Origin of the sequence: Vibrio halioticoli NBRC 102217, from assembly GCF_000496695.1 — a bacterium.
In the GTDB taxonomy this organism is placed as follows: domain Bacteria; phylum Pseudomonadota; class Gammaproteobacteria; order Enterobacterales; family Vibrionaceae; genus Vibrio; species Vibrio halioticoli.
This window is the reverse complement of record NZ_BAUJ01000009.1, coordinates 24,093-45,638: the sequence shown is the minus strand read 5'-3', so window position 1 is coordinate 45,638 and position 21,546 is coordinate 24,093. Positions and strand designations below refer to the sequence as shown.

19 protein-coding genes are annotated in these 21,546 nt (G+C 44.9%); 11 read left to right on the top strand and 8 right to left on the bottom strand.

Annotated elements, in window-relative coordinates:
- Positions 1-226 precede the first annotated feature (226 nt).
- Together VHA01S_RS04355 and VHA01S_RS04350 are read left to right on the top strand one after the other, a co-directional pair.
- Positions 227-661 carry a GNAT family N-acetyltransferase gene (locus VHA01S_RS04355; protein WP_023403138.1) on the top strand — a complete coding sequence of 145 codons (435 nt, stop codon included), beginning with the start codon at positions 227-229 and terminating at the stop codon, positions 659-661.
- Positions 662-724: 63 nt separating this feature from the next.
- Entirely contained in the window at positions 725-1,264 is a 540-nt protein-coding gene (locus VHA01S_RS04350) for a GNAT family N-acetyltransferase (protein WP_023403137.1), read from the top strand.
- A 71-nt stretch (positions 1,265-1,335) separates the two neighbouring features.
- Here VHA01S_RS04350 and VHA01S_RS04345 read toward each other — a convergent pair whose 3' ends face one another.
- From VHA01S_RS04345 to pabB, 4 genes are all read right to left on the bottom strand, one after another.
- Positions 1,336-2,526 carry an amino acid aminotransferase gene (locus VHA01S_RS04345; RefSeq protein WP_023403136.1) on the bottom strand — a complete coding sequence of 397 codons (1,191 nt, stop codon included), beginning with the start codon at positions 2,524-2,526 and terminating at the stop codon, positions 1,336-1,338.
- Between the two features lie 187 nt (positions 2,527-2,713).
- Positions 2,714-4,114, bottom strand: coding sequence for an asparagine--tRNA ligase (gene asnS / locus VHA01S_RS04340; RefSeq protein ID WP_023403135.1), 1,401 nt, complete (start codon positions 4,112-4,114; stop codon positions 2,714-2,716).
- Between the two features lie 116 nt (positions 4,115-4,230).
- Positions 4,231-4,842, bottom strand: a complete 612-nt coding sequence (locus VHA01S_RS04335) for a CoA pyrophosphatase (protein ID WP_023403134.1) — start codon at positions 4,840-4,842, stop codon at positions 4,231-4,233.
- Positions 4,843-4,872: 30 nt separating this feature from the next.
- Complete coding sequence (gene pabB / locus VHA01S_RS04330; RefSeq protein WP_023403133.1) at positions 4,873-6,231, bottom strand: aminodeoxychorismate synthase component I; 1,359 nt, start codon at positions 6,229-6,231, stop codon at positions 4,873-4,875.
- Between the two features lie 162 nt (positions 6,232-6,393).
- Here pabB and VHA01S_RS04325 point away from each other — a divergent pair, with 162 nt between their 5' ends.
- From VHA01S_RS04325 to VHA01S_RS04290, 8 genes are all read left to right on the top strand, one after another.
- Positions 6,394-7,908, top strand: coding sequence for a fumarate hydratase (locus tag VHA01S_RS04325; protein ID WP_023403132.1), 1,515 nt, complete (start codon positions 6,394-6,396; stop codon positions 7,906-7,908).
- 128 nt (positions 7,909-8,036) lie between these two features.
- Positions 8,037-8,222 carry a hypothetical protein gene (locus tag VHA01S_RS04320; protein WP_023403131.1) on the top strand — a complete coding sequence of 62 codons (186 nt, stop codon included), beginning with the start codon at positions 8,037-8,039 and terminating at the stop codon, positions 8,220-8,222.
- A gap of 72 nt (positions 8,223-8,294) precedes the next feature.
- A complete protein-coding gene (locus VHA01S_RS04315; protein ID WP_023403130.1) occupies positions 8,295-9,695 on the top strand; it encodes a YcjX family GTP-binding protein in 1,401 nt (466 codons plus the stop codon).
- Positions 9,696-9,699: 4 nt separating this feature from the next.
- On the top strand, positions 9,700-10,848 hold the full coding sequence (locus VHA01S_RS04310) for a YcjF family protein (protein ID WP_023403129.1): 1,149 nt from the start codon (positions 9,700-9,702) through the stop codon (positions 10,846-10,848).
- Between the two features lie 92 nt (positions 10,849-10,940).
- Positions 10,941-12,485: a transcriptional regulator TyrR gene (gene tyrR / locus VHA01S_RS04305; protein WP_023403128.1), complete on the top strand. Its 1,545-nt coding sequence runs from the start codon at positions 10,941-10,943 to the stop codon at positions 12,483-12,485.
- Positions 12,486-12,533: 48 nt separating this feature from the next.
- The gene (gene rimJ / locus VHA01S_RS04300; protein WP_023403127.1) at positions 12,534-13,127 is read left to right on the top strand and encodes a ribosomal protein S5-alanine N-acetyltransferase; all 594 of its coding nucleotides are present in this window, start codon (positions 12,534-12,536) and stop codon (positions 13,125-13,127) included.
- A complete protein-coding gene (locus VHA01S_RS04295) occupies positions 13,115-13,705 on the top strand; it encodes an HD domain-containing protein (RefSeq protein WP_023403126.1) in 591 nt (196 codons plus the stop codon). The genes rimJ and VHA01S_RS04295 overlap by 13 nt, the downstream gene beginning before the upstream one ends.
- A 1-nt stretch (position 13,706) precedes the next feature.
- Positions 13,707-14,180 (top strand): DUF2947 domain-containing protein, encoded by a 474-nt coding sequence (locus VHA01S_RS04290; protein ID WP_023403125.1) that lies wholly within the window; start codon positions 13,707-13,709, stop codon positions 14,178-14,180.
- 115 nt (positions 14,181-14,295) lie between these two features.
- Here the strand turns inward: VHA01S_RS04290 and msrB are convergent, their stop codons facing one another.
- The gene (gene msrB, locus VHA01S_RS04285) at positions 14,296-15,447 is read right to left on the bottom strand and encodes a peptide-methionine (R)-S-oxide reductase MsrB (protein WP_023403124.1); all 1,152 of its coding nucleotides are present in this window, start codon (positions 15,445-15,447) and stop codon (positions 14,296-14,298) included.
- A gap of 279 nt (positions 15,448-15,726) precedes the next feature.
- On the opposite strand from msrB, the gene nadS reads away from it, so the two are divergent.
- On the top strand, positions 15,727-16,011 hold the full coding sequence (nadS, locus tag VHA01S_RS04280) for a NadS family protein (RefSeq protein ID WP_023403123.1): 285 nt from the start codon (positions 15,727-15,729) through the stop codon (positions 16,009-16,011).
- Positions 16,012-16,125: 114 nt separating this feature from the next.
- Here the strand turns inward: nadS and VHA01S_RS04275 are convergent, their stop codons facing one another.
- The 3 genes from VHA01S_RS04275 to VHA01S_RS04265 form a co-directional block, all read right to left on the bottom strand.
- Positions 16,126-18,957: an Hsp70 family protein gene (locus VHA01S_RS04275; protein ID WP_023403122.1), complete on the bottom strand. Its 2,832-nt coding sequence runs from the start codon at positions 18,955-18,957 to the stop codon at positions 16,126-16,128.
- Between the two features lie 69 nt (positions 18,958-19,026).
- Positions 19,027-20,871: an Hsp70 family protein gene (locus VHA01S_RS04270; protein ID WP_023403121.1), complete on the bottom strand. Its 1,845-nt coding sequence runs from the start codon at positions 20,869-20,871 to the stop codon at positions 19,027-19,029.
- Positions 20,871-21,503, bottom strand: a complete 633-nt coding sequence (locus VHA01S_RS04265; protein ID WP_023403120.1) for a DUF2760 domain-containing protein — start codon at positions 21,501-21,503, stop codon at positions 20,871-20,873. Before VHA01S_RS04265 ends, VHA01S_RS04270 begins: the two co-directional genes overlap by 1 nt.
- Positions 21,504-21,546: the final 43 nt, after the last annotated feature.

The following is a 21,546-nucleotide window of genomic DNA, read 5'->3' as shown; positions in this document are numbered from 1 at the left end:
CGCATCGAAAAGGGAATAATCAGCTGTATTGGTGTTATTTTGCGCATATTTACAGTGTAGCGCAGATTAAAGGTGTAAATTGTTTAATAATGAGCGCTAAACACCGTATCGAGTATGGTTTGACTTACATTTATCAATTCTGTAAATATGGATGCAAATCAGGCAATGCTTCATCGAAGAAGTTAAATACGAAGTGGCATAGTTATCTTTCAGAGAGGAAGTTTTAGTGCAAGGATTCAGGATTAGCACAGATAACGATGAGCTAGACTTCAATGTTATCTATCATTTTATTTCAGAGAGTTATTGGGCGAAAGATATGCCTAAACATACGCTTTTAAAAGCACTCTCTAATTCATTTTGCTTTGGCTTATTCGAAAATAGCGGTGTTCAAGTTGGCTTTGCTCGCTTAATCACAGATAAAGCAACGTTTGCCTACCTCGCTGATGTATTTGTCTTGGAGTCTCACCGAGGGCAAGGCTTGAGTAAATGGTTGCTGCAAACCATCTTAGAACATCCTGATTTACAAGGGCTAAGACGTATCATGCTAGCGACAAAAGATGCTCATAGCTTGTATTCCCAATACGGATTTGAAGAGATCGAAAATCCAGAAATGCTAATGCAAATTTGGCACCCTGATGTGTATCGTATTTCAGCAAGTTAGCATTCAAGTAGGGAGTATGTTCATCAGTACTTAACTGCGCTTTACATTACAGGAGAAAATAACATGGAGTTAGTTGTACCATCTCTGGAATATCAGTCCGCTTTTGCGCAGTTCTACGCCGATTTTGCTAAACATGACGTTGAAAATGCTGAATATTATCTTGAAGGGAAAGTTGATTTTCCAAGATACATTAAGCGAATCAGTGATGAAGCGGCTGGTTTAAATCTGCGTGATGGCTATGTGCCTTGTAGTCACTTTTGGTTGGTCAATGCAGAGAAGTCTATCCTTGGCGCTATTCGCGTGCGCCATAATATCAACAATGAATTTCTTTCCATAGAAGCGGGTCATATTGGTTATGACATCGCGCCGTCTCATCGTGCAAAAGGTAAAGGCAAGCTGATGCTTAAACTGGCTTTAACAAAAGTGGCTGAGTTAGGCATCGACAGAGTTTTGGTCACCGCAGATGAAGATAACTTAGCATCAAGAGCTGTTATCGAAGCTAACGGTGGTGAATTCGAGAACGTTGTTATGGGTAAGGTTTTTCCCAATCCTTTAGCAAGGTATTGGATTAACTGTCACTTTCAAGAACGATACTGTATATAAAAAGAAAACCACAATACATTGATAATATTGTGGTTTTCTTGAATTTTAACTGATGCTTTTAAGCAATAGGCTTACAGTACCGCTGCAATACCTTTGCACAAAGGCAACATGTTGTTTTTGGTCATGCCAGCTACGCTAATACGGCCAGAGCCAACAATGTAGATGCCAAATTCTTCTTTAAGGCGAGTCACTTGCTCTTTGTTTAGACCAGAGAAAGAGAACATGCCGTTTTGGCGCTCAATGAAGCTAAAGTCAGCAGTTACGCCTTGCGCTTTAAGAGTTTCTACAAACAAAGTGCGCATTTCATGGATGCGATCGCGCATCTCTTTGACTTCTTGTTCCCATTCTTGACGAAGCTCAGCGTTGTTAAGAATGTGAGTCACTACTGCCGCGCCGTGTGCCGGTGGGTTAGAGTAGATAGAACGAATAATGCCTTTCACTTGAGAAAATGCAGTCTGCGCCACTTCTGCGTTGTCCGCAACCAGCGTAAATGCACCGACACGTTCGTTGTACAAACCGAAGTTTTTAGAGAACGAGCTTGCTACTAGGATTTCGCTGTTACGCTCAGCAAATGCACGTAGACCTGCTGCATCTTCTTCCACGCCTTTTGCAAAACCTTGGTATGCAAAGTCAAACAGTGGGATCAGTTTTTTGTCTGCTGCAAGTTGCGCCAGTGTTTGCCACTCTTCAAATGTTGGGTCGATACCCGTTGGGTTATGACAACAGCCGTGAAGCAATACGATGTCACCTTCATTTGCTTGGCTAAGATCGGTTAGCATAGCGTCAAAGTCTTTCGCTTTTGTTTCCGCGTTGTAGTAACGGTATTCTGCGATTTCTAGACCAGCTGCGGTAAACACACCTTTGTGGTTTGCCCATGTTGGGTTGCTGATCCAAATTTTAGCGCCGCCTAAATGACGTTTAATGAATTCACCGGCTACACGTAGCGCACCAGTACCGCCAGGAGCTTGCGCTGTTTTAGCGCGCTTGTCTGAAACGATAGTGCTGTTCTCACCGAATAGAAGTTTTTGTACTGCTAGACCGTATTCAGCAGTACCTTCAATAGTTAGGTATGACTTCGTTTTCTCAGTGTCTAAAATAGCTTGTTCTGCTTTCTTTACAGTTGCCAGAACAGGGGTTGAACCTTGTTCATTTTTGTAAATGCCAGCACCAAGGTTAATTTTGGTTTCGCGTGTGTCTTTTTTAAATTCTTCAGTTAAGCCAAGAATAGGGTCGGCAGGAGCAGCAACTACTTTTTCAAACATGAGAATCGTCCGTGTTTAGTGAATTAATGAAAAGCGATAGACTTTATTTATACCTTTAGAGAATCGCCAAAACAATAGATTTGTAATTAATTTTGAAGTCGAAAGCGTTTCACCTGTTCAACATCAATTATTTTTCAATAGGCTCAAAAAAACCGCCGAAAGGGCGGTTTAATATAAAAGCTTCTAATTAGAAGTTTGCGCTACGTGGTGTACGTGGGAATGGAATCACGTCACGTACGTTACCCATGCCAGTTACGTAAGAGACTAGGCGTTCAAAACCTAGACCGAAACCTGCGTGAGGCACTGTGCCGTAGCGACGTAAATCGCGGTACCAGCTCATGTGTTCTGGGTCGATACCCATCGCAATCATGCGCTCGTCTAATACGTCTAAACGTTCTTCACGTTGGGCGCCACCGATGATTTCACCGATACCCGGAGCAAGAACGTCCATTGCCGCTACTGTTTTACCGTCATCATTTAAGCGCATGTAGAAGGCTTTAATGTCTTTAGGGTAGTTTTTCACGATAACAGGTGCTTTGAAGTGTTCTTCTGCAAGGTAGCGTTCGTGTTCAGAAGACATATCGATGCCCCATTCAACAGCGAACTCAAACTCACGACCAGAATCTTGAAGGATTTGAATCGCGTCTGTGTAATCTACTTGGGCAAAATCAGCGTCAACAAATTGCTCTAAACGAGTAATCGCTTGTTTGTCGATACGTTGGGCAAAGAACTCAAGATCGTCACGACGCTCTTCAAGAACCGCTTTAAATACGTATTTCAGCATGTCTTCAGCCAGTTTTGCCGCGTCATCTAGATCAGCGAATGCAATCTCAGGCTCAACCATCCAGAATTCCGCTAGGTGGCGACTGGTGTTTGAGTTTTCAGCGCGGAACGTCGGGCCGAAAGTGTACACTTTGCTCAGTGCGCAAGCGTAAGCTTCTGCGTTTAGCTGACCAGATACGGTAAGGAAGGTTTCTTTACCGAAGAAATCTTCGTTGTAGTCCACATTGCCTTGCTCTGTGCGAGGTAGGTTTTCAAGATCCAGCGTTGAAACGCGGAACATTTCACCTGCACCTTCTGCATCAGATGCCGTAATTAACGGCGCTGAAGTCCAGAAGAAACCTTGCTCGTGGTAGAAGCGATGAATAGCTTGAGACAAGCAGTTACGAACGCGCGCTACTGCACCAATTACGTTAGTGCGAGGGCGAAGGTGTGCAACTTCACGAAGGTACTCAATTGAGTGACGAGTCTTAGCCATAGGGTAAGTGTCTGCGTCTTCAACCCAACCAACCACTTGTACAGCAGTGGCAGCAAGTTCAAAGTCTTGACCTTTTGCCGGAGATTCAACGATGGTACCCGTCACTTCAACAGAACAACCTGTAGTCAGTTTAAGGACTTCATCATTGTAATTATTAAGACTATTTGGGACCACGGCCTGAATCGGGTCGAAACAAGAGCCGTCATAGATGGCGAGAAAAGAGATCCCAGCTTTGGAATCGCGACGTGAACGGATCCAGCCTCGAACAGTGACTTCACTGTTTACTGCTAGCTTGCCGCTAAGAACGTCTGTTACAGGCGCGTAAGTCATTTGGTATTACTCTCCAATAGATGCTATTGAGAAAAAGATAAGAAATAGAACCTATCAGTTTACATTCCAATAAATTTGCATCAAGTAAAGAGTGACAATTTATAACGGATTTTTTTTTAAGCGCTGTTTATTCCACCAAACGGAGCCAGTTGTCTTTGCATTGCATCAATTATTTGTGCGGTTACGCCCCAAATAAAGTGTTTTTGATAGGGCATGGCAAACACTTTGTGAGTAACGGTTTTTAATTGGAAATGAAAATTAACCAAGTTGATGGGTGAAAAAAGAAAATCAGCAGGGACTTCAAACACCTCTGCCACTTCATTGGCATCAATTTTAGGCTGATAGCTTGAGTCTATCCACGCAAGATAGGGGGTGACGGCAAATTGGCTTATGGTGGGCAGTGAGGGAAGCGTGCCGATGATCTCAATCATGTGACTGGGAATGCCCACCTCTTCAGTGGTTTCTCGCACCGCGGTATTAAGTAGCAACTTATCGCTGCTTTCATATTTACCGCCGGGAAAACTAACCTGTCCCGGATGGTGTTTAAGGTGCGCAGCTCGCTTGGTAAACACAACGTGCAGGCCGTTTCTTCGCTCAACTAAGCCAATTAACACCGCCGCAGGGCGCAGCACGTCTTGGCTAAAATGCGCAAGACGTTGCAAACTAAAAGCGTCGTAATCACTGGGCGTTGTAAAATTAAATTGTTGTAAAAACTCGGCTTTAGTCATTGCTGGCTCTGTGGCTTTATTGGGCTAAGGTTATTCTAATATTGGCAGAATTTTACTGAGCTTATGTAAAGTTTCTTCATATTCTAAGGTGCATTCACTGTCCGCGACCAATCCGCCACCTGCCCAAGCGTAGATATTCTGCGCTTCGGTGATCAGAGTTCGGATAGTAATGCTGGTATCCATTTTGCCACAACGACTGATGTAACCGATACTACCGCAATACACACTGCGACGATGTGGCTCTAGCTCTTCGATGATTTGCATCGCGCGCACTTTAGGCGCGCCAGTGATAGATCCGCCGGGGAAACAAGCGCGAAGCAGATCGTATTCATCGTATTGCCTATCAAGCTCTCCTGTAACAGTGCTGACCAAGTGATGCACCGCAGGAAAGCTCTCTATCTCAAATAAATGAGGCACTTGCACACTGCCTGGCGCAGATACTTTACCGATATCGTTACGCAGCAGGTCAACAATCATTAAGTTTTCGGCCTGATCTTTTTGTGCATTTCTTAACTCATCAATTTGACGTTGATCTTCGATAGGGTCGTTAAATCGTGGGCGAGTGCCTTTTATTGGCTTAGTTTCTACTTGCTGGTCGTGACATAAAATAAAGCGCTCAGGAGAAATGCTCAATATGGCATTGTGAGGCAAGCGGATGAAGGCCGAAAAAGGAGCTTGATTTTCATTTTCTAAGGTTTTGTATGCCTGCCATTCACTGCCCACATACGATGCACAAAAACGCTGAGCCAAGTTAATTTGATAACAGTCACCAGAGAGTAGGTAGTCTTGAACCGTCTCAAAACGGGTTTGATACTCTGTTGGTGTCATGTTGGCTTGCCAAGGACTGCACAATTGAAAATGAGGAAGCCCCGCGTTTGGGTTGCTTTGGCATTGTGGGTGATTCATTTGCGCTTGTGAGGTGCCTACCCAAACCGCACGTTTAAGCTTGTGATCGACAATCCAAGCTTGGTCATACAGACCTACAGCCATGTCGGGGGCGTTTAAGTCATGCTGTGCAATGCTCGCAATCTCTTCAACCTGACGTCCAAGGTCATAACTAAAATAGCCTAGCCACCCTCCAATAAATGGCAGTTGTGTGGGGTTGTCTATATACCCAAGATGTTGCTTAGCTAATGTACGTAATAGCTCGAAGGGATCGCCTGCGATATGAGAAACTGTGCCTTGATGAGTGACAATGTTATCTTTATTGAAAGTCTCTACCGTTAAAATAGGTGAGTGCACCAATATGTCGTAACGACTGTTGGGGTGATTGTCAGAAGCGGAGCGCAGTAACATCGCATAAGGTTGCTGCTCAACATCCTCAAAGAGGGTGACAGCAAGATTTTTATGGTAAACGAGTGCTTGAGTTTCTATTTTTAAATCAGACATCTATCAAATTGCTTGAAATGTGATGACACCGTAAAGGTGAATGTGGTTTGATAATCCGCTCAAGAGTATCATAGATTTATCTCAAGTTCAGAATGTACATAAAGTCTATGCTTTGTATGTGCATGAAATGGAATCCGACTGACCTAAAAAGGGGCTCGACGAATGACGATAATTCGTAAGCAAGATCTTATCAGCAGCGTGGCTGATGCACTTCAATACATATCTTATTATCACCCGCTTGATTTTGTGCAAGCGTTAGAAAAAGCTTATCACGCCGAGCAAAGCACGGCGGCTAAAGATGCCATTGCGCAAATATTGATAAACTCAAGACTCTCCGCTGAAGGTCATCGACCTATCTGCCAAGACACGGGCATTGTGACCTGTTTTGTCAATATTGGTATGCAAGTGCAGTGGGAAGACACGAGCGTGACGGTGCAAGAGATGGTTGATGAGGGCGTAAGGCAGGCATACACCAATCCTGATAACCCTTTACGCGCGTCTATTTTGCTCGATCCTGCCGGTAAGCGCATCAACAGTAAAGACAACACCCCTGCAGTTGTGCACATCAACATGGTAGCTGGTGATAAAGTCGAAGTGCAAATTGCGGCTAAAGGCGGCGGCTCTGAAAACAAAACCAAAATGGTGATGTTAAATCCATCCGATGATGTCGCAGAATGGGTGGAAAAAACCTTACCTTTGATGGGCGCAGGTTGGTGTCCACCGGGCATGCTCGGTATAGGCATTGGCGGCACCGCAGAAAAAGCGGCAGTGCTGGCGAAAGAATCGCTAATGGATCCGGTCGACATTCATGAACTAATGGAGCGCGGTGCCACCACAACCGAAGAGAAAATGCGCCTTGATATCTTCGAGCGTGCTAATAAAACGGGCATTGGCGCGCAAGGTCTGGGCGGGTTAACCACTGTAGTAGACGTTAAAATCAAAACCGCACCGACGCATGCCGCTTCTAAGCCAGTATGTATGATCCCAAACTGCGCCGCCACTCGTCATGTGCATTTCACGCTTGATGGCACAGGCCCGGCTACATTGACGCCACCAAAACTTGAAGATTGGCCTGATATTTCTTGGGATGCAGGTGATAAAGCACGCCGCGTGAACCTTGATAGCGTCACTCAGCAAGAGATTGAGTCGTGGAAGACAGGTGAAACTTTACTGTTGTCTGGCAAAATGCTCACCGGTCGTGATGCGGCCCACAAGCGTATTCAGCAATTATTGGAAAGCGGTGAAGGGCTTCCTGAAGGTGTTGATTTTAAGGGTAAGTTTATCTATTACGTTGGCCCTGTGGACGCAGTTGGTGATGAAGCGGTAGGGCCTGCTGGACCGACAACTTCAACCCGCATGGATAAATTTACCGATATGATGCTCTCTAAAACCGGCATTGCAGGCATGATTGGTAAAGCTGAGCGCGGCGCGCAAACCGTTGAGCTTATCAAACAGAACAAAGCCGTGTATTTGATGGCAGTGGGCGGAGCGGCGTATCTAGTATCTAAAGCAATCAAGAGCGCTAAGGTCATTGCTTTTGAAGAACTGGGTATGGAAGCCATTTACGAGTTTGATGTTGAAGATATGCCCGTTACAGTGGCGGTGGATTCAACAGGCGAAAATGCGCACCAGACTGGGCCAGATACTTGGAAAGTAAAAATAGCGGAAATGGAATAGCGCTATTTATGATAGAAACGCCCTGATGACGGGCGCGAGAGGGCGCAATCAAAGATTGCGCTTTTTTTCGAAATTTCAGCTAGATAGCTGATACACTTACATGTGTGCTTTTAATTACAGGGGATGTTATGCCACGTTTTGTCCAAATTTTACAAATGATTGTTGCCGTCGTGATCGGTGGCTTTCTTTGTTATGACCTTATCCTTAACGGAATCGCCATCTTTCATGAGAAATACATTACGATTACGATCGTGATGACTTTGCTGCTTGAATTGGCCTTGTTTGTTATCTATAAGCTCATTGCCGATGATTAAATCTTGTTAATGTTGCGTTCTAATGCTGGATATTTTGAGAACAATTCAATATCTTGAGGCAAGGAGCGTGATATGAACAGATTAACAAACGAAGCAAAACAACTACTTAATAGAGGGCTGGATGCACACCTAAGAATTGGTGTCACCGGCCTTTCTCGTGCAGGAAAGACCGCATTTATCACATCCTTTGTCGATCAGCTTCTGCATACCTCGACTCATGATAACTTACCCTTACTTGCCGCTCAGCGTGATGGTCGCTTGTTAGGCGCAAGACGTGTCCCGCAAAAGAATCTGCTCACTCCTAGATTTAATCTTGATGGCTCTTACGAGTCGCTCAAACTTGATCCGCCCACTTGGCCAACGCCAACCCGAGATGTCAGCGAAATACGCATTGCCATTAAGTACAAACCGCAGAATAAAGCGCGTAAGTTGGTGAGCCGTACAGCCACTTTATACCTTGATTTAGTGGACTATCCAGGGGAGTGGTTGCTCGATTTACCTATGCTTGAGATGGATTTTGCCACTTGGTCAGAGCAGCAATTAAAACGTTTGCAACAGATTGACCTTCCAGAAGTGCAATCGTGGCTAGAGCGTACTCAGCACCTTGATATCGAGCATTTGACGGACGACAAAATGATCAATGCGGTATCTATCGAATTCACGCAATTATTGCTGAGCTTAAAAGCGCAAGGTTATCAGTTGATTCAACCGGGGCGATTCGTGTTGCCCGGCGAGCTTGCGGATGCGCCCGTGTTATTGTTTTTCCCGTATTTAAGTAAAGTGCATTCAGAAAAAGCAAAGACAGCAAAAGAAAAGCCTATAAAAGGCGGCGCGTTAGATTTACTCATCAATCGCTATAAAGAATATCAGCAACAGGTGATTCGCCCTTTCTATAAACAGTATTTTGCCTCCTTTGATAGGCAAATTTTGCTGGTGGATGTGTTATCACCGCTAAATCAAGGTGAACATGCTTTTAGTGACATGCAGGTAGCACTGACCGAAATCATGAAAAGCTTTAGCTATGGTAAAAATAGCCTGATGCGCCGTTTGTTTTTGCCGCGTACCGATAAATTGCTGTTTGCGGCAACCAAAGCCGATCATATCACTCCTGATCAACATGCTAACTTGAGCTTGTTGCTGCGCCATTTAGTTCAGCCCATTTGGCAACACGTGTCTTTTGAAAGTGTGGCGATGGAGTGCATTCCTTTTGCCTCTATACAATCGACACAAACGGGATTTGTTGAGCATAAATCGCACACTACGCCAGTGATTCACGGCACGAGTATGCAGGGTGAAGAGCTTACTGTTTATCCCGGAGAAGTGCCTGCTACACTGCCAAAAGCTGAGTTTTGGGATAAACAGGGGTTTGATTTTGTAAGTTTTAGACCGCAAAACTACGTTGAGTCTCAGCCGTTGCCACACATAGGTATGGGTAAGGTGATTCAGTTTTTGCTTGGCGATAAATTAAGGTGATAGTGTGAGTGAATATAAACCCAAGCAGGTCTTTGCTAGCCAAGCTAAGCAACACGCAGCCAAGCAAAATCCATCTGAGGATACACAAGACCAAGCTTCTAAATCAGAACCTCATCACTCAAAGTATTATGAGTCACAGCAAACAACAAATGCGTTTAAAGAAGCGGATGATGAGCCATTAAACGCGAAGCAAACTTTTGCCAGTCATGAGTTTATTCAAAGCGAACCTATGGTCGCTGAGCAAAATGAAGCCATTGAAGAGAAGGTCGTGACGTTATTTCGTCGCCGTAAAGTGCCACTAAAATGGAAGCTATTGTTTGCTACCTTAGGCGGGCTAAGCTTTTGGCAACTGTGCGAATCGTTTATTAGTGCCTTTCAATCCAATGATTTTCTGGCGCTGGCTTGGACTGCGTTATTGACCGGAGGCTGCATTATTGGCGCAGGCGTACTATTGCGCGAGCTGATAAAAATGCGTCGCTTGCGTCGTCAAGGTGACGCGCAGATGAAAGCGCAGCAGCTGTATGATGACAACGACTATGGCAAAGCCGCCGCATTTTGCGATTCTCTATCAAGTTCTTTGGCTGCTAAAGGAGTCGAAAACGTTGGGCTGGCGAAATGGTCACAGCATCGCAGTGAAAACCATTCAGATCGTGATATGTTGGATTTATACCAAGGTTATGTGCTGTCTTCAGTGGACGATAAAGTAAATAAAGCCATTGCTAAATACTCATCTGAGGCGGCAGTGATGGTTGCGGCAAGCCCCTTGGCCGCCGCCGATATGTTGTTAGTCGCTTGGCGCAATATCTCGTTAATTAACCGCATTGCCAAAGAGTATGGGGTTGAGCTTGGTTACTGGTCACGTATACAGCTATTACGGTTAACCTTAATCAATATGGCTGCCGCTGGTGGTAGTGAGCTTGCTATTGATGCAGGGATGGATCTGTTGTCCATGGATTTAACCGCCAAACTCTCTAGCCGAGTAGCGCAAGGAGTCGGTGTGGGCTTATTAACCGCGCGCCTTGGCATAAAAGCGGCGCAATTGATGCGTCCTATTCCATTTTCAAAAACCAATCAATTAAAATTACGCCACGTTCGCCATCAGGTCATGTTATCTGTTAAGCATCGTTTACAAAATTCTCGTGATGAAGATTAGAGTTAAGCCCTTATAAAGCCTGATATTGCTTGACTGTAGTACGCTTCTGCTAGACACTCATGTAAAGATTAATGAACACTTGAGAGTCAGACGTGCGCCTAGAAGTATTGTGTGAAGATCGCTTAGGGTTAACCCGCGAATTATTAGATATTCTTACCTCGCAAAACTTAGATTTACGAGGTATCGAAATTGATCCTATCGGCATTATTTATCTCAACTGCCCAGAGCTAGATTTTGAATCTTTCAGAAATTTGATGGCGCAAATCAGACGCATCGATGGGGTGTCTGATGTTCGTCGCATCGGGTTTATGCCAAGTGAAAGAAAGAACACGGAACTCACTGCGGTACTAGATAATCTCACAGAAGCGTTATTATCGGTCAGTCTTAATGGACAAATCGATATGGCTAACCAAAAGGCGCAGCAGTTATTTCATAACAGTGAGCTTCCAATACTGGGCACTTCTATCAGTCAAATCCTGCCGCAGTTTTCTTATCAAAGCTGGCTTGATGACAGCAGTGAAAGACAAAAACAAAATATCGTTATTGCTGGGATTGATTACCAAATGGAGATCATTCCGGTTCGATTGCAACAAAATAGTGACACTCTAGTCCACGCCAGTACGGTATTACAGTTAAGACAATCGCGTTACGAAGCAAGTAATTCGGACTCTGTTGCCGATCACGATCCGTTAGGCTTTGAGCACTTTGTTGGCACATCCAGTCGTCATAAAGCGCTAATTACTCAAGCTAAAAAGCTTTCTATGTTGGATCAGCCGTTATTGATAGAAGGCGATACGGGCACAGGCAAAGAGATGCTTGCGCGAGCCTGTCATGCTCGCTCTCACCGCTCAAACAACCCATTTATTGTATTAAGTTGCGCCTCTATGCCCGACGATGTGGCAGAGACAGAGTTATTTGGTCATGCCGATGGCGCGATAAATCAAGGCAAACCACACAAAGGTATTTTTGAAAATGCCGATGGTGGTACGGTCTTTTTAGATGAAATTGGCGAAATGTCTGCGCATTTACAAAGTAAACTGTTGCGATTTTTGCAAGATGGCACTTTTAGACGTGTCGGTGAAGATAAAGAAGTGAGCGTCAATGTGCGCGTTATCGCCTCAACTCGCCACACTTTAGAGCAGTTAATTGAGTCGGGCACATTCCGTCAAGATCTGTACTTTAGATTGAACGTGCTTAATTTGAAGATCCCGCCACTGCATGAAAGACCTTCAGATATTGCGCCGTTACTGGATATGTTATTGGTTAAGCACTGCTCGCAATTGGGTATTGAGAAGCCAAGCTGCTCAGCAAGCTTAATGGATGCGCTGGTTAGTTATCGTTGGCCGGGTAACTTCCGTGAGCTCGATAACACGGTTTTGCGCGCGTTAACTGAGCTAGACGGTGTGCAACTGTCGACCAAGCATTTTCACCTACCAACCTTGGATAACTTAAACACGACTGAAGCGAAACTGGACATGGACGGCTCATTGGATCAAATAATGAAACGTCACGAGTCGCAGGTATTAGATAAACTTTATCAAGCCTTCCCATCTAGCAGAAAGCTGGCGAAACGCTTAAATGTCTCTCATACGTCAATTGCCAATAAATTACGTGATTACGATATTGGTAAAAAATGAGTGTATGGATAAGTTTGCTAGATATGTGCTAGATAAATAGGTGAGACGATGTTTTTTACGTATAAACCGACGCTAATAGCCAAAGATCATTCATCGCAACGAGTCACCATACGTTCGGTTGGGGCAACGGATGCAAGAATCGTGTGTGAGTATTTTGTGCGTAACAAGGCATTTTTAAAACCTTGGGATCCCATTCGAGATAATGCGTTTTATACCGTGTCCGGATGGAAATATAAGATCACTCGCTTAGCCGAATTAGAAAAGTTGCGACAAGGTTTATACTTGTTGATTCTAAATGCTAAAGAGACGCGTGTGCTCGGCGTGATTACGTTTAGCAATATTGTGGGTTACCCATTTCATTCCTGTAATTTAGGCTATTCGTTAGATGAAGAAGAGCAGGGCAATGGCCTGATGCACAGCAGTTTAACCCAAGCCTGTGAATTTATGTTCTCAAAGTATAATATGCATCGCATTCAGGCTTCTTATTTGCCTAGAAACCAGCGCAGTGCACGAGTGTTGCAACGTATGGGATTTGCCAAAGAAGGCGTAGCAAAAGATTACCTTTTGATTGATGGGCGTTGGCAGGATCATGTGCTCACCTCATTAACCAATCAACATTGGACAGCAGCATGCAAAGATTAAATCAGCAACTTGATATGTTGATCGAAATCGATCAATTGAAAAATGTATTACGACGTACTCGAGTAAAGAGCGCGCAAGGTCGTCTTGAAAACAGCGCCGAACACAGCTGGCATGTGGCGACAATGGCCTTGTTAACCCAAGAGCACGCTAACAATAAGGTAGACGTTAGTCGTGTATTAAAAATGCTGTTACTGCACGATATTGTAGAAATTGATGCCGGTGATACCTTTGTGTACGATGCGGTTGCTTCACAAGAACAACAGCAAAAAGAACTGCAAGCGGCGGATCGCTTATTTAGCTTTTTGCCCGATGATCAACGCATAGAACTGCGCGCCATTTGGGATGAATTCGAAGCGGCAAGCAGTGATGATGCTAAATTTGCCAAAGCGCTAGATCGCTTTATTCCTATGTTTTTGAACTATCATAATCAAGGTCAGAGCTGGGTTGAGCATCAAGTTAAGCGCAGTCAAGTTATTGCAATAAACAGTCGCATTCAACAAGGCTCAGAAACCTTGTGGCAGAAAGCGTTACAAATCATAGATGAAGCCGTCGCTAATGGCTGGCTAAAAGACGAGTAATATGGATTATATATCTTTAGACGACTATTCACGTAAGTGGATCTTTACCCATGAATCAATGCCGATTCCTGAGCAGGACTTAGCGGCAATTAAACCAATGACGCAAGCTAAGAGCTCGGTGTTTTGGAAAGACAATATCAGCAAACAAAGCCCAGATGCTGAGCGTATGAGCAGCCAAGATTGGGCTATGTCCGATCAAAATTGGCTTGATTCAGTGAATTGGATGAGTAATTGGGAGTCAGACGATCAGGGATTGCCGGATGAAATCTTTGAGCATATTGATTGGCAAGATGATGTGACAGTGTATTTTTGTTATGAAAAGTACAACGTGATTCAAACCACTTGGGCAATCTTTAAAGCGCACTGGAAAAACTTCTTATTCTTTGATGACGGCCCAATTTTAGTGGCTCGTCGTCGCAAGCAAGCCTTATGGTTTACCTCGGATGGCCAAGTGAAGCTAGGTAATCGTCCTTAAGCTACATTCCTTGTTAGAAAAGCGAATACTCATTGTATAAAACACCACAATGAGTATTCGGTATTCGGTTAAAGGAAACCCTGTTGTTGGTTTAACTTAAATCACTTAAATCCGATTAAAACAGCGATAGATATTGCTCATATCCCATAGCCGCCAACTGCTCTTTAGGGATGAACTTCAGCGACGCTGAATTAATGCAGTATCTTAGCCCCGTTGGCTCGGGTCCATCTTCAAATACATGCCCCAAATGAGAGTCTGCAAAACGACTTCTTAGCTCAACTCGCGTATAAAAAAGCTTATTGTCTTTGTGCTCAGTGATAAACTGCTTGTCGATTGGCTTGGTAAAGCTTGGCCAACCGGTACCAGATTTGTATTTATCCGTTGAACTAAACAAAGGTTCACCAGAGACAATATCTACGTAAATGCCGGCTCGTTTATTATCCCAATACTCGTTTTTGAAAGGGCGCTCAGTGCCTTCTTGCTGAGTGACATAATATTGCATCTCCGTAAGCATCTGCTTAATTTTAGCGTCGCTGGGTTTGCTGTAAGTCTTAGTGTTCGACATACTGCTCGACATTTTCCCTGCATGGCTATTGGCTTCAATCATAGCGATGAGGGTCATGTTTTTCTTTTGTCGATCTTTACCGAAAATAGAATCTAAATAGCGATCACGCCCTGAACCGTGACGGTAGTATTTATAGCGAATCGGATTCTTTTTGTAATAATCTTGGTGATACTCTTCTGCTTTCCAAAACGTGGTGTATTGAATAAGCTCAGTCTTGATTGGCTTTTTATAGATGCCTAAAGCGTCCACATCGTGGATAAACTGAGTTGCCATATCGAATTGCTGCTTGTTGTGATAAAAAATAGCAGGGCGATAATGAGCGCCTCGGTCTACAAATGAGCCTTTGTCATCGGTAGGATCCATATGGCGAAACAGTTGGTCGAGTACCTGCACGTAGCTGACTTTATCCGCATCATACTTCACTTGTATGGCTTCAATATGCCCAGTTTTACCTGCCGCTACTTGCTTGTAAGTCGGGTTTTTCTCTGTGCCACCGGCATAGCCCGACACCACATCGATAACGCCCGGCAGTTTTTCTAAATCAGCTTCAGTACACCAAAAACAACCACCGGCTAAGGTTGCGGTTTTAACGTTGCTAGCATCAGTCATTTTTTGATCATCAGCCACTGACGGCGCCGAAATCATCCAAACTAAAGGTAGCGCCAGTGCCACCCCAAGAAGAGCAGTAGAGAGCCGTTTCATATGAGACCTCGTTGTTTCATTGACAGTTTCTAATAGGACAGAGGCAACTGAGAAAAACTTTCAAGTTTAAGGATAATTATTGTGCAATTTTGATGGTTTACCATGTATTTGCAGATATTTATAAGATCACGAGAGCGTCATTCTAACGGTAAATGTAGGGTGCAAAATTTGTCACAGGTAATCCAATGGATTATAGTTTGTTAATTATGAGGTTGTAGAGTTGTCAGAACAAAAATGCAACGTTTTAGTGAATTTATCAAGCACCCGCTGGAGACAAGTATGACTAGAGCATTTGAAAGTATTCAACAAGGTCTGCTAGAGGCGGTTGAATTTGCTGAAGGCAAGACAAAAGGGGCAACCGTTCATCAATTTGATGCAGTGGATGTGAAAGCGCTTCGTCATAATGTGGCAATGACACAAGCAGAATTTGCATCTACGTTTGGTATTAGTTTGGGCACATTACGCCATTGGGAGCGCGGTGATAGAACGCCAAGAGGTCCGGCGTTGGTGCTATTGAATGTACTTGCCAAAGATCCACAAGCGGTGATTCGCGCTTTGGCGTAACAGTTTTGATTTATGACTTGTTATTACTCCCAACTATCTATCACATTTGATACCGAAAACGAAATCAAATGCAAAATAGAAGGGAGCATTTTAGCGGATTGGCTATTTGCCTTTTTACTCTTCTTTAAGCAACTGCAATCCAGCGGGTAGGGTGTCACCGAAGGCTTTTTGTGCTTCTTCTTGATCAAACGATTCTTCACTATTGAGCAGATGTAGCCAAGTTTGCGGCACTTTGCTAGTGGTGATTTTGTCGATGACTTGCGCACGATACTCTTCTGAAATATCTAATGTTCTATCACCGGTTTTACAAGACATCATTACCGCAGCGAAAGCGGCCATTTTTTGCTTGTTCCAATCCAGATCTAATAAGGTTTTTAGCCAACCTTGAACGTCTGCCACAGGAATAACGTTGTGCTGACTGCCATACAGTGGTCTGCGGTTAGCCAGTCTTGCCAGTGCCCACCAGTGCGCATCACGATAGCTATCCATATTGCAGGCCTTGTTGATAAACCAGTTTGCTAACAAGGTTTTATCATCAAAGTGCAGTCGCTCAAGGGACGCAGACAAACGCACCATAGCTTCATAACCTTGCTCATGGGCTAACTTAGCAGATTGCGGGTTTTTTAATGCGCCGGGGTGTAAGTATTTTGCAATATCGGCAAGGATGGTTTCTTGCTGTTCTTGATTGAAACCGCCACTGACACGACGCCAGAATATCCACCAATCACTCCATCCTTGTTGATTTTTAAACTGAATGCTTTGTTGATACAAAGGCCACACTTGTTCCATGCGCCATGAATCCACGGGATCGCCAAAGCCCGGTCTTAGGCTATAGCCAGCAAGGCGTAGCCAGTTTTTCTCGTGCGGTTCAGAGCGGCGACGGCGTTTTTTGCCCAAGGCAAATGCATCGAAAATATGGCGTGACGTGGTCACGTCCCAGTTATCTCGTTTTCCTAAGTTGCGCTCCAATTGCTTGGCGAGCATCTTGATTTCTTTAACATCGGTTTGCTTCTTGCTGCCACTGTAGAGCTTGGAAATTAGCTCTTTTGATTGTTGTAAGTTAGCGGGAATTTCTTGCTCTTGCACCGCTTTTTGATTGCGCACTTCAAACTCAACTTGCCAGCGAGACGTGTCATCGTTGATGTCCACACATTCTAATTGCAGTGTGCCGACCTCGGTCAGTTTACTACTAAGTTGCACTTCCACGCGGCGTTTCTGATTGGCTGATAGCGTTTCACTATCCTCAACTTTGCCGCTGTCGAGCGATGCCACATACGGCGGCAAGGCTTGCATCACATCACTGTCAACGGCATGTAATGTGCCGTTGTTGGGAATAGAGCCATCGTTGAGCGTATCAATGGTGGTGGTTAATAGGTTAAATCGCACCGGTTGATCTAAGGTCAGGGCGAAGCGTCGTCCGGTTAGGCGAACTTCGGTGCCTTCTTCTGCGCCTTTGCCCAATAAACATAAGGCTTGGCTTTTGTTTTTACTTGGCAGATGCAAAAAGTAAGAGCGCGGACTGCCGCCTCCAATTTTTAGCTGTGCGCCTCGTCTGGCTTTGCTGTACGCCACTGCGCCGTAGGCAACTGCATAATCTGGATGCGGGTTGTCCAATAGGGTGATGGCATCACCTCGCCAATGCTCAAGCACTGTTTGCATGCGCGCTTTAATCAGTGGACTGTTAAATGCGCCGCCATTGACCAATAACGCCACTGGAATGGCTTTCTCATTACTTTGGGATGAACTTTGAGTATTTAAAGCGTCATGACAAGCCGCTTGGTGCTGATTTAAAAACTGTGCCACATGTTTGGTGATAGCAGGATCTGAAACATAAGGCAGACCAAATTCCACCACAGCGCTACGTTTATGATTCGGTAACTGGTCAAATTCAACGTCAGGGAAAAAGCCTTCTAAGCCCAACTCTTGAACTTCTTGTTTGCTAAGAGCCACACTTCGCGCGCCGCCAATCAGACGTGAACCGCCGCCAAGTAAGGTCACTTTGCCTTCTTCAGGCGCATTTACTCCAAGTAAAGTTTCTTTCACGCGGCGTGTTTGCGAAATCAGTTTCCCTAGAGTTTGCGCTTTCATTGGGGTTTTATTGTTTAGCTTTTGCTCACTAATATGCGCAAGGGCTAAGTCAATATTGTCACCACCGAGCATTAAGTGCTCGCCCACACCAATGCGGCTAAGGCTTAACTGATTATCGGTGTAGTTGGCCTTGATTAAACTGAGGTCAGTAGTACCGCCGCCCACATCACAAATTAAGATCAGCGGAATGTCGGATAAATCTGGGTTTTGTTGCTGCTCAAAGCGCGCGTACCAGTCATAACAGGCCGCTTGTGGTTCTTCGAGCAGTAATACTGAATCTAATCCAGCAAGGCGCGCCGCTTTTAAAGTGAGGTTGCGCGCGGTTTCGTCAAAAGAAGCAGGAACGGTAATCACCACTTCTTGCTCTTCTAGTCGGTTGATTGGGTTTTGATGATTCCAAGCCAGACGAATATGATTTAAGTAACTGGCACTGGCAATAACCGGTGAGACTTTATCAACATCGTCGGCGCCTGCCCAAGGCAGGATATCGGATTCTCTATCCACATTGCTGTGTGACAGCCAACTTTTGGCACTGGATACTTGGCGGCCTTCAACTTGCGAGCCAAGCTCACGTGCCCACTCACCAATAATCACTTGCTCAATGTCACCGTCTACGCTGTGTTGCTCCCAAGGCAGTTGCAATGACTCACTGGAAAACTGTTGCTTGGTGGCGTGAAAACGAAAAGAGGGCAGCTGTGGCCTTTTTGCCACTTCACCTTGTCCAACTAACTGCGGTATTTCAAACAGTTGTAACGGCGACTCTTTAAGAGGTTCATTGTTTTCACAAAAGGCGACAACAGTATTGGTTGTGCCTAAATCGATGCCAACTAGAAAGCGAGATTTTTTTGACGATGCCATAGTGTTAACTCTGAGCAGAATAGAAAAAAACAGCACTGAGACCTCAGTGCTGTGATTGAACATTATAGATTAATGCGAGTGATTGTCGTCCCTTACATTAAATTCAACGTGCCATTTTTGACCGTTATCTTGCGCGATGGCTTCTAGATATAAGGTGCCAAGTTCAGTGACTCTAGCCGCCAGTTTGACTGCTACTACTTCACCCACTTGACGGCCTTCTTGGGCATCTAACGTGACTTGAATTTCTGGTAACTCTTCTAGCTCACCGTCTTGCCAGTAATCTAAATGCGTACCAGCGCCGTCTTCACGTCGCGTGGTTGAACCATAAAATTGGAAGTGTACCGGCTGACCAATCACCAAACCAAATTCTTGACTTGGTACGTCAACTGCTGAGCCTTCTTCCATGCCAAATGGGGCGACACAGAGTGCTTCCATTGGCGGCGCCATACCAGGGATGGCAGGCATCGCACTTTCAATGCCCACATAGTAGCTAGAAGCGATACCACCGCGAATACGTACGCCTTTACCTTGACGCACTTGACCATAATAAGCAGCGCCTGAAGAGACTGCTAAATCAAGATCGGAACCTAGCAGCTGTTTAGCTTCTGGCGCATCACTATCGCTAAGCCATAGGTTGATGACTTCAAACAAACGCTCAGAAAGCGTATTGGCTTTTAATACGCCACCGTTAAATAAGATAGCGGTCGGTTTTACAAAATCGGGTTTGCTGTTATCGAACATACCGCCAAACATATCAGCAGTAGATTGCGCTTGCTTACTTAAAAATGCTGCGATATGACGGGTAATGCCGGCATCTTGGGCATAAGGCAAGCCCATTTGGGTAAGTGCGCCGCGACGAGCTTGTTTTGGATGCTCGTCGATATCAACGATAGGAAAGAAGCCATCGACTAAGGTTTGCTGTACTTCTTCAGAAGTTAACTCAGTTTTTAGCGTGCTTCCCATTAGCTTAGAGCCGCGACTCGGAATCACAATCGGTACTGATTGCAGTTCTTTGTCGTTAAGCAGCGCTTCTTTGGCATCGCGACAAGCGTGTACGATAGACTGAATTTGCCAAGGCTGTAGATCTTTTCCGTCTTGCGCCATCTTCATTTTGATGCGATAGGCCAAGGCAAGATCCATGTTGTCACCGCCAAGTAGGATATGTTCACCTACAGCAACACGCTCTAGAGTCAGATTGCCGTCTTCTTCGGTAACAGAAACCAACGATAAATCGGTTGTGCCGCCGCCCACATCGACCACCAGTACCACATCACCGACACTGAGTTGGTTACGCCAATCATCACCGGTTTTCTCAACCCAGTTGTACAGCGCCGCTTGTGGCTCTTCTAAAAGAGTTAAGTGGTGCAAATTGATATTGCGCGCCGCTTCTGCGGTAAGATCGCGCGCCGCAGGATCAAACGATGCAGGTACTGTGATGGTGACATCTTGCTCTTGCAATGGATGCTCAGGATGCGCGTGATTCCACGCTTGCATTAAATGTTCTAGATAAAGCTCAGTTGCACGAAGCGGAGAGATTTTTGTGATCTCTTCTGGGCTACCGGCTGGCAAGAAAGCTTCACGGCGGTTAACGCCGGCATGGCACAGCCACGACTTAGCACTTGCTACCAAACGAATAGGGGTTTTGCTACCCAGTTTTCTAGCAACTGAGCCCACTAGTGCTTCCGGTGAATCCGTCCAAGGCAGAGTGCGAGAGCCCGCGCCCATTTCGTGTTCACTTGGCTGATAGATAAATGAGCCAAGTTGGTTTTGGCTTTCTACTTGACCGGGTGCGCTTAGCTGCGCAATTGGCATGACCGCAACTTTTGCATCTTGGTCATGCTTATCAACAAAAGAGAGTACGCTGTGCGTGGTACCAAGGTCGATACCGACGATATATTTTGCTGATTCGTTCATTAAAGCTCAACCTCGGCTGGCGCAATGATTGCGGCGTTGTAGTTTTCAGACAGTTTTGGCAGTTCAATGTTGTCGGCTTTCCAACCTTTATGGATAAGCGTGCCCGTAAATGGCGCTTTTCCTGTGACATTGCCAATCAAACGAATTTCTTGAGCATCAAAACCTTCAGCAACAGAGACTGTGGTTTCTTCGGTTTCGCTACGCACTGGTGAGAGTGTGACGTAGTCTTTTAATACTTTTTGACCGCCACTATGGATAACGCGAGCCGCCGCGCCCACTTCATCATCAGCAAACGATGAGATGTCTTCTTTAAGAAAATCAATTAAACGTGCTTCTTGTTGTAAAAGTGAAAGCAGTTGTAATGCAGAATCTGTCGAGGCTGTCTTTAGTTTAGACTGCACTTCAACAACGCGTTCTACCACTTTTTCAACTTCAACAATCTTCTCAACTTCAACAATTTTCTCGACGGGTACTTCAACTTCAACACGTTTCTCAACGGGTTTTTCTATAATCTTTTCAATGGTTTTTGGCTTACGGGCAATAGCAACGGCCAGCAGGACGACACTAGAGGCAGCCAAACCTGCGTGCAGCATATCAAACGTGGTCGGTAACACGGATAGGTCGATGATCATGATTAGAGTCTCATTGGATATTTTATAATTGCTCTAAATGTGT

Bases quoted from the DNA above. Each gene is read 5' to 3' on its own strand.
- VHA01S_RS04295 (WP_023403126.1), top strand. From the start codon at position 13,115: ATGCAAAGATTAAATCAGCAACTTGATATGTTGATCGAAATCGATCAA.
- rimJ (WP_023403127.1), top strand. From the start codon at position 12,534: ATGTTTTTTACGTATAAACCGACGCTAATAGCCAAAGATCATTCATCG.
- VHA01S_RS04290 (WP_023403125.1), top strand. From the start codon at position 13,707: ATGGATTATATATCTTTAGACGACTATTCACGTAAGTGGATCTTTACC.
- VHA01S_RS04270 (WP_023403121.1), bottom strand. From the start codon at position 20,871: ATGAACGAATCAGCAAAATATATCGTCGGTATCGACCTTGGTACCACG.
- VHA01S_RS04320 (WP_023403131.1), top strand. From the start codon at position 8,037: ATGCCACGTTTTGTCCAAATTTTACAAATGATTGTTGCCGTCGTGATC.
- VHA01S_RS04315 (WP_023403130.1), top strand. From the start codon at position 8,295: ATGAACAGATTAACAAACGAAGCAAAACAACTACTTAATAGAGGGCTG.
- VHA01S_RS04275 (WP_023403122.1), bottom strand. From the start codon at position 18,957: ATGGCATCGTCAAAAAAATCTCGCTTTCTAGTTGGCATCGATTTAGGC.
- VHA01S_RS04325 (WP_023403132.1), top strand. From the start codon at position 6,394: ATGACGATAATTCGTAAGCAAGATCTTATCAGCAGCGTGGCTGATGCA.
- msrB (WP_023403124.1), bottom strand. From the start codon at position 15,447: ATGAAACGGCTCTCTACTGCTCTTCTTGGGGTGGCACTGGCGCTACCT.
- pabB (WP_023403133.1), bottom strand. From the start codon at position 6,231: ATGTCTGATTTAAAAATAGAAACTCAAGCACTCGTTTACCATAAAAAT.
- nadS (WP_023403123.1), top strand. From the start codon at position 15,727: ATGACTAGAGCATTTGAAAGTATTCAACAAGGTCTGCTAGAGGCGGTT.
- asnS (WP_023403135.1), bottom strand. From the start codon at position 4,114: ATGACTTACGCGCCTGTAACAGACGTTCTTAGCGGCAAGCTAGCAGTA.
- VHA01S_RS04345 (WP_023403136.1), bottom strand. From the start codon at position 2,526: ATGTTTGAAAAAGTAGTTGCTGCTCCTGCCGACCCTATTCTTGGCTTA.
- VHA01S_RS04350 (WP_023403137.1), top strand. From the start codon at position 725: ATGGAGTTAGTTGTACCATCTCTGGAATATCAGTCCGCTTTTGCGCAG.
- VHA01S_RS04335 (WP_023403134.1), bottom strand. From the start codon at position 4,842: ATGACTAAAGCCGAGTTTTTACAACAATTTAATTTTACAACGCCCAGT.
- VHA01S_RS04265 (WP_023403120.1), bottom strand. From the start codon at position 21,503: ATGATCATCGACCTATCCGTGTTACCGACCACGTTTGATATGCTGCAC.